Below are 10,928 nucleotides of genomic sequence, written 5' to 3'. Positions count from 1 at the left end.
ACGCTACTTTTCCTTTCACACTTGGCAACATTTGGCAGATTTAGCTAATAATTGCGCTCTGGTAGGATTGCCAAATTGTGAAACTTAAAGATAAACTAGAAATTAAAAAGTACCTTAAATCACAATACGGTTCACGATCGATTCCTTATACCCGGAGATCCCCCTCGCATCCCCCTTAAGAAGGGGAGTAGGGGTTGACTTTAAGGGCTTTCTTCTTCCCCCCTTTTTAAGGGGAGTAGGGGTCGAGTAGGGGGCAAGTTAAGGGGGGATCGGTCTTAAGTAAACCGTATTGCCTTAAATCATGCAAATTACGCTCGACCTTCCAGATAACTTGTCACTAACAGAAGCTGATGTGCGAAGAGAACTCGCGATCGTACTTTATCAGCAACACAGCCTCAGTTTAGATAAAGCCGCTCAACTCACTAAAATTTCAGCGGACAATTTCTACCAAATATTAATCGATCGCAATATCGTCACCCCGCCAGCAGATCCCGATGACGAACCTGCCGAACTCATACTAGCCAGCCTCCGCAACTCTATGCAGCAAGTTAAAGAAGGCAAAGTTCATCCTATTTCTGAACTCTGGGCTGGCATTGATGACTGACGAGATACCCGAAATTCAGCTTCTTTTTTCCGATGACTTCTAAACACGCCTTCGCACTCTAAATAAACGCTACCGCAGTATCCGCAGTGACCTACAACCGCTACTTGATGAACTTCTGTCTGGCAACTTCATTGGCGACCAAATCCTCGGAACTGGTTACACTGTATTCAAAGTTCGCCTCAAAAATAGTGACATCCAAAAGGGCAAAAGTGGCGGCTACCGAGTTATCTATCAACTCAGGGGCGATACCTACATCTTACTGGTCGTTATCTACTCCAAGTCAGACCAAAATGACATCCCAGCTAATCAAATAAGAGAGATTATCGATGGCGTTTGAAAAACTCAATCAATTTAAAACTCAAATTGCAAAGTTAATCGATCGCCAGTTAAATAAAATTAAAACAAACAAGTAAAAGATCGTGCAAATTACGATCGCCCTTCCCGACAATCTCCCCCTGACTGAAGCCGATGTGCGGATAGAATTGGCGATCGGACTCGATCGGCACCACAGCCATCGCGACTAAAGCATTTAAGTGCGATCGGGCGTCATTGTAAAGTTTTATGGTTTAGGTGGTGGTTCCCACTTACAGATAGACGCTGGTTTGAGAGGACAAGTTTTGGGAGCGATCGGATTTCCGCTGAGGTAGAGATCGGTCAGTTTAGTCAAGGATTGCAAGGGTTTGATGTCGCTGATTTGATTGTTGATGAGGCCGAGCCAAGTCAGGTTACTCAAGGATGCTAGCGGTTTGATGTCGTTGATTTGATTGTTATCGAGGAAGAGAGCAGTCAGGTTAGTCAAAGATGCTAGCGGTTTGATGTCCCTGATTTGATTGTTATGGAGGTCGAGAATAATCAGGTTAGTCAAGGATGCTAGCGGTTTAATGTCGTTGATTTGATTTTCGCCGAGGCCGAGCCCAGTCAGGTTAGTCAAGGATGCTAGCGGTTTGATGTCGTTGATTTGATTGTTGTTGAGGCCGAGCGTAGCCAGGTTAGTCAAGGATGCTAACGGTTTGATGTCGCTGATTTGATTTTTGGTGAGCCCCAGTTCAGTCAGTTTAGTCAAAGATTCTAGCGGTTTGATATCGCTGATTTGATTTTTGAGGAGGCCGAGATCAGTCAGGTGAGTCAAGGATGCTAGCGGTTGGATGTCCCTGATTTGATTGTTTTCGAGTTGGAGCCTAATCAGGTGAGTCAAGGATGCTAGGGGTTGGATGTCCTTGATTTGATTGTTGTAGAGGAAGAGATCGGTCAGGTGAGTCAAGGATGCTAGGGGTTGGATGTCCTTGATTTGATTGTTGTGGAGGTAGAGCCGAGTCAATGTAGTCAAGGATGCTAGGGGTTTGAGATCGCTAATTTGATTGTTCCAGAGTTCGATCGCAGTCAGTTTAGTCAAAGATGCTAGCGGTTTGATGTCACTGATGTTATTGTTTTGGAGGTCGAGTTTAGTCAGTTTAGTCAAAGATGCTAGCGGTTTGATGTCACTGATTTGATTTTTGTAGAGGTTTAGTTCCGTGAGAAGAGAAAGTTTCCGATCGGCCGCATCGCAATCATTAGTCCCTGCTTTCTCCAACAGCACATCAACAGTATATTTGGTTTCAGGATTCAAATCAGCTTTTTGGCGGCACCAATGAGCAAATGTTCGTCTACTATCTTCTGGTTGCGTCTGTGCAACTTCGGCTCTAAGTACATTTCCACATGATGCTAGCCAGATCGCACTCAAAGCAAATACTATCAACCTTGATAAATTCATGTATTTCTGTCCAACTATAAATCTCATCATCTGATATCCCTAATTTTCTGAATAAACAACGGCAGGTTTCCAAACTGTCACGAGACTGCCACAAAGTTCTAAAATAGCTCTGATATTAAACTTGTACCCAATAACTTTATCTCCCAAAACCCCGGAAAATACCTTATGAACGGCTCAGAATCTTATACATCATCTCAAATCTCCGACATCGAACGCGCTAACCTCAGCCGGACGATCGACTATACTGGCATTCGATCGATACCGGAAATTTGGGCGATCGTCAAACAGCGATTTCCCCAAACCGTCGCCCTCCACGATCCCCACAGCAAGCCGGAAATCAAACTTACCTACACCGAACTCCACCAACAAATCCAGCAATTCGCCGCCGGCTTGCAGGCCCTGGGCATCAACGCCAACCCAGCAGAAACAATTCCTCCCCGCGTCGCCCTCTTCGCCGACAACAGCCCCCGCTGGCTGATAGCCGACCAAGGAATCATGACCGCTGGGGCCGCCAACGCCGTTCGAGGCGCCACCGCCGACCCCGAAGAACTCCTCTACATCATCCAAGACAGCGGCAGTACGGCCTTAGTAGTCGAAAACCTGGCTTTACTCAAAAAACTGCAAGCCCGCCTCCCCGATTTGCCGATCGAACTTATCGTCCTCCTCTCCGACGAAGAACCAGAAACCAGCCCCACCCTAACCACAGTCAAATTTTCCCAAGTCATGGCCACAGGCGCTAACCGCCCCTTAAAAGCTGCCAACCACAACCACCAAACCCTCGCCACCCTCCTCTACACCAGCGGCACCACCGGCAAACCCAAAGGCGTGATGCTGACCCACGGCAACCTGCTGCACCAAATCACCACCTTCGGCACAATTTTGCAACCCGAACCGGGCGATCGCGCCCTCAGCATTCTGCCCAGTTGGCACGCCTACGAACGCACAGTCGAATACTTCCTGCTTTCCCAAGGATGCACGCAAATTTACACCAGCATTCGCTATTTCAAACAAGACTTTAAAACTTGCAAACCCCAGTACATGGTTAGCGTTCCGCGCATCTGGGAATCGATTTACGAGGCCGTACAAAAGCAATTTAGGGAACAGCCGCCCAACAAACAAAAATTAGTGAATTTCCTGTTATCTGCCAGCCAGCAATACATCGAGGCCCGCCGCATTTTCCAAGGATTAACTCTCAATTTAAAACCTGCTTCTGCTTCCGAAAAACTGATCGCCCGCATTAAAAGCATTCTGTTGTCTCCCGTACACGCGATCGCCGAAAAACTCGTTTACCAAAAAGTCCGGGAAGCTACGGGAGGGCGTTTTAAGTGGGCGATTAGCGGCGGAGGTTCTTTGGCCGCGCATTTAGACAATTTCTTTGAAATAGCAAATATCGGTTTGTTGGTGGGATACGGTTTAACCGAAACATCCCCGGTTTTAACAGTCCGCCGCCCTTGGCACAATCTTAAAGGTTCTGCCGGACAACCGATCGCCCATACCGAAATAAAAATAGTTGACCCCGAAACTAAACAGCAACTGCCAACAGGCCAGCGCGGTTTAGTTTTGGGACGCGGGCCGCAAATCATGCAGGGCTACTATCTCAATCCCCAAGCTACCTCAAAGGCGATCGACTCTGAAGGCTGGTTTGACACCGGCGATTTGGGTTGGCTGACTCCCGGAAACGACTTAATCTTGACGGGGCGGGCCAAAGATACGATCGTCCTCAGCAACGGCGAAAACATCGAACCGCAGCCGATCGAAGACGCCTGTGTCCGCAGCCCCTACATCGACCAAATTATGGTTGTAGGCCAAGACCAAAAATCGATCGGCGCCTTAATTGTCCCCAATTCAGAAGCCGTCCAGAAATGGGCAGAAACTCAGAATCCGCCAATACACGAAATTGACTGGAATAGCAAGAAAATTCAAGACTTATTCCGTCAAGAATTGAACCGGGAGGTGCAAAATCGCCCCGGATATCGCGCGGACGATCGCATCGGCCCGTTCCGGTTGATTCAGGAGCCATTTTCGATGGAAAATGGAATGTTGACCCAGACCCTGAAAATTAAGCGTCCGGTTGTGACGGAACACTACCGCGATATGATTGACGGGATGTTTTGAAAATATTCGCTGGACTTGGGGAATGGAAAAGCAAAAATTGTTCCAACACCCGAGTCGCCATTGATGTCAACAACCAGCCTGAAAACCTTTGTATCTCTCGTTTATAGCAGAGCGTCGAGCCCCCTAAATCCCCCTTAAGAAGGGGGACTTTGAGAAGATTCTTATTCCCCCCTTCTTAAGGGGAGTAGGGGTCGAGTAGGGGGCAAGCTAAGGGGGGATCTGGCCTAAATCGCCAGACACAAGAGTGATAAGAGGTTTGACGTTAAGTTGACACCAACACCCGAGTCCTGAGTCCTCAGTCCTCAGTCGTTAGGAAATGTTTACCAACTAATGACTAATGACTAATGACTAATGACTAATGACTAATTCCTAATTCGCAATAGACAAGCAACAAATTTATGGAACCACAATTACTCTTGAAGCGATCGATTAACGTTAAAGTCGTCGTTACTCCCCGCTGGAAAGAAGAAGCTCAACAGCAACTCCAAGCCCAAATCAATCAAATAGATTCTCAGCTACAACAGCTAGAAATGCAAGGGCAGCGGATGGTTTCAGAAATCCAAAAGCAAAGCCTGCAACCCCCCGGCCCGCAAGTAATGCAGCAAATAGAAAACATTCAAGTCCAGGTGAATCAAAGAAAGAGCGAACTGCTAGAACAGAAAAACCAAAACCTGCAACAGCTTCAGCAAGTGCAGGTGCTAGACCTCGAACAAGAAGTGAGTCAAGGTCAAATTGACGGCACTTTCACCGTCGGGCTGGGAGAAAACTTGATTCAAAAAATGCAAGTAGAAGTTCTGCTCCGCGACGGTATAGTCGAAGAAATTCGAGGTGATATTTAGAACTTAGCCATTGGTAATTGGTAATTGGTAATTGGCAATTAATTTGAAGTCATTAGTCACCCATCTTCGGACTAGAGACTGGCATAATAATCATTATTGCCGATCGCCGATCGCTAATTACCAATTGCCAAACAACCTGTTGTGTATTGAACTTGTGTCTTTGGGGCGGACAGGATGCCCAAGGGGTGTCAACAACAGCCTAAAACCACGTCTAAATAAGGGTTGTAGCCGAGACTCGATCCCCCTCGCATCCCCCTGATTGTTGGGGGACTTTGAACGCTCTTGTCCCCATCCCTCTAAATCCCCCCCTTAAAAAGGGAGGACTTTGAACGCTCTTGTCCCATCCCTTTAAATCCCCCCTTAAAAAGGGAGAACTTTGAACGCTCTTGTCCCCCCGCAACGATTCGGGGGGGCTAGGGGGGATCGAAACTAGACTAAAAGCGACATCGATCGTGGGTTTAAGCCTGTTGTTGACACAAATGGCTCTCCTGCCCACCCCACAAAAGTTTAACTGTTTTCGATCGTGCAATTTGAATGCCTCGGAGCTTACCGATCGCCAATTACCAACTCACAAGGACTTTTTACAGATGATTCGCGAAGTTTTCATGCCAGCCCTAAGCTCTACCATGACAGAGGGCAAAATTGTTTCCTGGGTCAAATCCGCTGGGGACAAAGTAGAAAAGGGCGAAACGGTAGTCGTAGTTGAATCCGACAAAGCCGACATGGATGTCGAGTCTTTCTACGAAGGCTATCTAGCAATAATTATTGTACCAGCAGGCGAAGTTGCTCCGGTCGGAGCTGCGATCGCCCTAGTAGCAGAAACAGAAGCCGAAATCGCAGAAGCCCAGAAACAAGGAGCCGGCGCCCCAGCAGCCGCAGCCCCAGCAGCCGCAGCCGCAGCCCCCGCTCCTGTCGCAGCTACAGCATCAGTGGGTTTGCAGCAAAACGTCAGCCGCCAAAACGGGCGCAGCGTCGTTTCTCCCCGCGCTCGCAAATTAGCCAAAGAATTTAAAGTAGATTTAAATTCAATCAAAGGCAGCGGCCCCAACGGTCGGATTGTTGCAGAAGATGTGGAAGCAGCAGCCGGTAAAGCCCAACCAGCTCCGCTTCAGCAGCCAGTAACAGTTCCCGCAGCACCCGCACCCGCACCCGCAGCAGCCAAACCCGCACCCGCACCAATCCCAGCGGTAGCGCTTTCCGGTAACAGAGTACCGATGAATGCGCTGCAAAATGCGGTAGTGCGCAATATGGAAGCAAGTTTGAGCGTGCCCTGTTTCCGCGTCGGCTATACAATTACTACTGACAATCTCGACAAACTCTACAAACAAATTAAGTCGAAAGGCGTCACGATGACGGCTATGCTGGCAAAAGCAGTAGCAGTAACTTTACAAAAACATCCTCTGCTAAATGCTTGTTATGTGGAGTCGGGAATTCAACACCGTGCTGATATTAATGTGGCGGTAGCGGTGGCGATGGACGGCGGCGGTTTGATTACGCCGGTGTTGCAAAATGCCGATCGCCTGGATATCTATTCTCTCTCCCGCAGTTGGAAGGATTTAGTCGATCGCGCCCGCGCCAAGCAGTTAAAGCCTGACGAATACAGCACGGGAACTTTTACTCTTTCCAATTTGGGAATGTATGGAGTAGACAAGTTTGACGCGATTTTGCCGCCGAATCAAGGCTCGATTTTGGCGATCGGCTCTTCGCGGCCGCAAGTAGTGGCGAATGAAGAAGGTTTGATGGGAGTGAAGCGGCAAATGCAGGTGAATATTACCTGCGATCACCGAATTATTTACGGTGCTGACGCTGCGTCTTTCTTGCAGGATTTAGCTAAATTGATCGAGACAAATCCTCAGTCTTTGACGCTTTAATATGGGCGGGGGCGGGTTTATGAGATTGTAGATTATTGGCAATTATTGTTAGTGGACCCGCCCCTACAACATTGAATATCGTACAAAACCGATGCAGTTAGAGAATCGATTTGAGCTAGTAGTTTTTTTGTATTGTTACAATAGGGGCGAACGCGTTTTTGGAGATTAAGGACGAGTGCATTGCTACAATTTAAACAACAATACTTTGTTCAAACTCGCACCGAATTTCATCTACAACTTTGCGCTCGCTCAGATCGCGATGCCACCAGTGGCTACAGCCATCTTGACAATATTTATCGTACCTGCGGGCATCAGCAATTGCTAATAAACTGATTAACAGAAAAAAGGTTTTGATAGATTCTGAGGACGGCAGTTTCAAAAGCTTTGCCATTTGTTCTTTTAATCGCCCTTTACTGAGCAATACGCAAGGGGTGTAAGTTGCGCGAAGTTTTGATTTAGAAATAGCTAGGCAAACATCTTCTTCTCGCGCCCCTGCTTGGATGGTCATGTAGGATAGCCGCTGCAATATTTCCTGCTGGCCTGCGGTTGGGAAGCTTAAAAACCAGTTTTTTGCATCTTCTTGGCTAATTAGGGCTTGTTGAATTTGATTGATTGTAATTTCATCAGTTAGATTCATTTGCCTCTCCTAAGTTTGGTTCAAATATAACGTGAGGTTCTCCTGATATCAGGGGGCCTGTAAAAATATCAATTCCTGTTTCTCGGCCTAAACTATTAATTTCGCCACCACTCGTACCGCGAGGGACGGAACTGCAAGCGGAATGTCGCTGGCGAGAGTTACCTAACATTATATAGTCCCAGTCAGAAGTTGGCGTACTTGTCCCTTTGCTCTACTGCCAACAACGATGATAGTTTGTTTTGTGCGATCGGCTGCGTTCTGAATTCTTCTGGCAGCTTCTGGAGATATGCCTGCTTCTTGCCATGTTTTTACACCTCTCATTTAATGAATATTAGCATAGTAGTAGGCGATTTTTTTCGCACTTCCAGATTAAAAGTTTAAGCAAGATAAATCAAGTTTTAGTTTCAATCATCTATTGATTTGAGCTTGCCGGATGCTTTGGCTCGATCGATCGCATCTTGAATCAGAAGGTAGACAAAGTTGGAGATCGATCGCTTTTCGATATCGCACAACTTTTCGAGATCCTTTTTAGCCTGTGTTGGCAAAACCACTGAAATCCGCTCGCTGTCACTCATGCCCTGCAATCTGTTGGAAGTTTCCCCTATTGTGCCATTGTTCAGTCCAGGATGCACCATCGACCGATCTAGGGGCAACCACGGGGGGGAAGAGCCCTTACTTTCACTATAGGTGGGTTCTGCCTAAGTCCTGTGTTGTTTCGGCAACGAGTGCCCAACATCCGATTTGAAGTAGTGTTTGATTTACCGCATCCTCAAGGATAATTTTCTTGAGGGAGGGTGTTTGATAAGTTGACAGTTAATTAAGTGCGATCGTACTTTTGGACATTAAGGGCGATCGGTCTTGACCGAAGAAATTGGTTTAGCTAAACTAAAACCTAGTATAAATTGCTTATAATAGATGCACGTAATCAGCTACCGACGGGTGCGTGAATACAGCGAAACTCATGCCGATTGCCGGGAAGCCTTGGATAACTGGTTTAAAATTGCTAGCAAGGCTAAATGGTCTAACTTAATTGAGGTACAATCTGTTTTTCCGAAAGCAGAAGCTGTTGGGGGGTTTACAGTTTTTAATATCAAAGGTAATAATTATCGATTAATAGTTAGTATTGATTATGAAAGCCAATTAGTTTATATCAAATATATTCTCACCCATGCTGAGTATGATAAGGAGAAATGGAAAAATGACCCTTACTTTTAATCCAGATAAATACAAAGAGTTATTGTCTCAGTACCAGCCGAAAATAATTAGAACTGAAGCGGATAATGAAAAGGCTCTGATTATTGTGGAAGAGTTGATGCACCGACGCGATCGCACTCCTGAAGAAGACGAACTATATCAATTGCTGATTGCATTAATTGAAAAATTCGAGCAAGAGTCCTACGCACCAGCAGCCACAGCAACGCCTCATTCAATATTGCTGTTTTTGATGGAACAAAGAGAGTTACAGCCTGCGGATTTGGTGGGAGTTATGGGCTCTGAAAAAAGAGTGTATGAAGTCGTTAATGGCGATCGAGATATTGGTAAAGAATTGGCATTGATTCTGGGGAGTTTTTTTCATGTAGAGCCGAGTTTGTTTTGTAATTGAGGGAAGTGACATGAAGGGCGATCGCCTTTATGAGGAGATAATCGAAGAGAGCTACTTGAAAAGGTCATCCAGATAGCTCATAGGATTGCTGCTCGGCACTAATACAATTCCAAAGAAACCTAATGCTGGTACGATTAGTAAAAGCAGGCTAAACAAAAACAATTTTGGCGACAAGAATAAAACCCCTACATAAAATACTAGCCATCCTACAACAGGCCAACGAATCCAATTGCTTGCTTGTTGGTTAAGGCTATGCCATTTTTCATTGACGATATAACCTTCTTGTGATGCCTCCTCTTTGACTTTTTTAAGAGCTTTTTTTGTCTCTATTCCTTGCCGAACAGAGACTCCCGTTTGCCCTAACATATACAAAACTGCAATGCCTAGTAAAGAAACAACTATTCCGAAAATCCATGATGCTAACTTGCTTAATAAACCGAGAAAAAAAGACATGATTGTTCCGATTGTTTATATGTCTCAACAATATTTGTTTTTGACACCTGAACGATTTGTTGGAAAACACTCTGTAAAATTAAGTTATGGAGATATATTAATCTCTCCAAATACAGTAAACTTTACTATTTAATTGACTGGACTGCCACAATTTGAACAAAAGCGATCGCCCTCGATTAAAGAATTACCGCACTGGCTGCAAAACTTCGGTTGAGACAAAAGCTGATTGACAGGTTCACTCTTATTTGTAGGCGGTTTACTTGCAGAATCTTCCGGTGGGACACTAAATCCAAAATAGGAATTAGGAGACACATTGAGATTGGAGTTATCTAGATTTATTTTTGATCCCAGCTTCTGCTCAGCAATAAACTCTTGAATGATGGTTCTTTCCTGCAAATAGCGAGGATCATCTTGACCAATCTTGCGAAATTCTGAACGGAGTCTTTCAGTCAAGAAAGCATCAAGCCTTGTCCGAAGTTGCTGCTTTTGCAGGTCTGTTTCGGCTTGTTCCAACAGTTCATCTAGCTGTTTCTGTACTTCTCGCCTGTCATCTCGGCAGTCGGGCAACTCCAGAATTTGTACCGCGTCTTCCCAAGTGCTTGCCAGTGTCACAATATCTTCACCGAGTTCGCTGTTTTTGCGATAACGAATCACATCTTTCTTCGTTTTTTGATTCATTTCCTGTTGCAAAATGCCAAAGGCGCGAGCAATCAAAACTAACTTCTCGACTTCGGGATCGGAAGGCATAAAATCCCAGAACACCATGTCTTTCTGGATGTGAACTGGAATCGGCAAGTCTGCCTTGCCTCCTTTGAGGATTGCTCGCTCTGCTCGGATGCGTTCACCGCGCCATTTTTGGTAAGAGCTACGCAGAATAGTTGTTCCTGAAATGCAGCGCAAAGAGAATCCTCCAACTTCTTGCACAGCTAGAATTTTGTGACGTTCTCGCTCAGTTAGAGGAGCGATCGCACTGTCTGCCTTGACATACTCCCCTGCCTGAAGGCAAGGGGATTCTGAATTCAAGCAGTGATTGCAGGCAAAGCCCGTCTTACATCA

Annotated in this window: 14 protein-coding genes; 7 read left to right on the top strand and 7 right to left on the bottom strand. The window is 46.0% G+C overall.

Annotated elements, in window-relative coordinates; genetic code table 11:
- Window positions 1–301 precede the first annotated feature (301 nt).
- Both QUB64_RS27805 and QUB64_RS27800 read left to right on the top strand, forming a co-directional pair.
- The gene (locus tag QUB64_RS27805; RefSeq protein WP_333276885.1) at window positions 302–604 is read left to right on the top strand and encodes a UPF0175 family protein; all 303 of its coding nucleotides are present in this window, start codon (window positions 302–304) and stop codon (window positions 602–604) included.
- Window positions 605–683: 79 nt separating this feature from the next.
- Window positions 684–941: a type II toxin-antitoxin system RelE/ParE family toxin gene (locus QUB64_RS27800; RefSeq protein WP_333276960.1), complete on the top strand. Its 258-nt coding sequence runs from the start codon at window positions 684–686 to the stop codon at window positions 939–941.
- A gap of 222 nt (window positions 942–1,163) precedes the next feature.
- Here QUB64_RS27800 and QUB64_RS27795 read toward each other — a convergent pair whose 3' ends face one another.
- Complete coding sequence (locus QUB64_RS27795; protein ID WP_333343434.1) at window positions 1,164–2,354, bottom strand: leucine-rich repeat domain-containing protein; 1,191 nt, start codon at window positions 2,352–2,354, stop codon at window positions 1,164–1,166.
- Window positions 2,355–2,519: 165 nt separating this feature from the next.
- On the opposite strand from QUB64_RS27795, the gene QUB64_RS27790 reads away from it, so the two are divergent.
- From QUB64_RS27790 to QUB64_RS27780, 3 genes are all read left to right on the top strand, one after another.
- Window positions 2,520–4,469 carry an AMP-dependent synthetase/ligase gene (locus QUB64_RS27790; RefSeq protein ID WP_333276880.1) on the top strand — a complete coding sequence of 650 codons (1,950 nt, stop codon included), beginning with the start codon at window positions 2,520–2,522 and terminating at the stop codon, window positions 4,467–4,469.
- Window positions 4,470–4,867: 398 nt separating this feature from the next.
- Window positions 4,868–5,308: a YlqD family protein gene (locus tag QUB64_RS27785; RefSeq protein WP_293342198.1), complete on the top strand. Its 441-nt coding sequence runs from the start codon at window positions 4,868–4,870 to the stop codon at window positions 5,306–5,308.
- A gap of 587 nt (window positions 5,309–5,895) precedes the next feature.
- Entirely contained in the window at window positions 5,896–7,179 is a 1,284-nt protein-coding gene (locus tag QUB64_RS27780) for a dihydrolipoamide acetyltransferase family protein (protein WP_333276958.1), read from the top strand.
- Window positions 7,180–7,369: 190 nt separating this feature from the next.
- Here the strand turns inward: QUB64_RS27780 and QUB64_RS27775 are convergent, their stop codons facing one another.
- The 4 genes from QUB64_RS27775 to QUB64_RS27760 form a co-directional block, all read right to left on the bottom strand.
- Complete coding sequence (locus QUB64_RS27775; RefSeq protein WP_333276876.1) at window positions 7,370–7,816, bottom strand: DUF5958 family protein; 447 nt, start codon at window positions 7,814–7,816, stop codon at window positions 7,370–7,372.
- Window positions 7,803–7,985: a hypothetical protein gene (locus QUB64_RS27770; protein WP_333276874.1), complete on the bottom strand. Its 183-nt coding sequence runs from the start codon at window positions 7,983–7,985 to the stop codon at window positions 7,803–7,805. The genes QUB64_RS27775 and QUB64_RS27770 overlap by 14 nt, the downstream gene beginning before the upstream one ends.
- A complete protein-coding gene (locus tag QUB64_RS27765) occupies window positions 7,985–8,137 on the bottom strand; it encodes a hypothetical protein (RefSeq protein WP_333276871.1) in 153 nt (50 codons plus the stop codon). Before QUB64_RS27765 ends, QUB64_RS27770 begins: the two co-directional genes overlap by 1 nt.
- A gap of 83 nt (window positions 8,138–8,220) precedes the next feature.
- Window positions 8,221–8,451, bottom strand: a complete 231-nt coding sequence (locus QUB64_RS27760) for a ribbon-helix-helix domain-containing protein (RefSeq protein WP_333276868.1) — start codon at window positions 8,449–8,451, stop codon at window positions 8,221–8,223.
- A gap of 280 nt (window positions 8,452–8,731) precedes the next feature.
- Between QUB64_RS27760 and QUB64_RS27755 the strand changes: the two genes are divergently transcribed.
- Window positions 8,732–9,031: a type II toxin-antitoxin system HigB family toxin gene (locus QUB64_RS27755; RefSeq protein WP_333276865.1), complete on the top strand. Its 300-nt coding sequence runs from the start codon at window positions 8,732–8,734 to the stop codon at window positions 9,029–9,031.
- A complete protein-coding gene (locus QUB64_RS27750; protein ID WP_333276862.1) occupies window positions 9,015–9,419 on the top strand; it encodes a helix-turn-helix domain-containing protein in 405 nt (134 codons plus the stop codon). Before QUB64_RS27755 ends, QUB64_RS27750 begins: the two co-directional genes overlap by 17 nt.
- Before the next feature lie 51 nt (window positions 9,420–9,470).
- Here QUB64_RS27750 and QUB64_RS27745 read toward each other — a convergent pair whose 3' ends face one another.
- A complete protein-coding gene (locus tag QUB64_RS27745; protein ID WP_333276860.1) occupies window positions 9,471–9,872 on the bottom strand; it encodes a hypothetical protein in 402 nt (133 codons plus the stop codon).
- Between the two features lie 129 nt (window positions 9,873–10,001).
- Entirely contained in the window at window positions 10,002–10,895 is an 894-nt protein-coding gene (locus tag QUB64_RS27740) for a zinc ribbon domain-containing protein (RefSeq protein WP_333276857.1), read from the bottom strand.
- Window positions 10,896–10,928: the final 33 nt, after the last annotated feature.

This window comes from Microcoleus sp. Aus8_D2 (assembly GCF_036702665.1).
In the GTDB taxonomy this organism is placed as follows: domain Bacteria; phylum Cyanobacteriota; class Cyanobacteriia; order Cyanobacteriales; family Microcoleaceae; genus Microcoleus.
The sequence above is the reverse complement of the archived record's forward strand: the minus strand, read 5'-3'. Positions and strand labels throughout refer to the sequence as shown.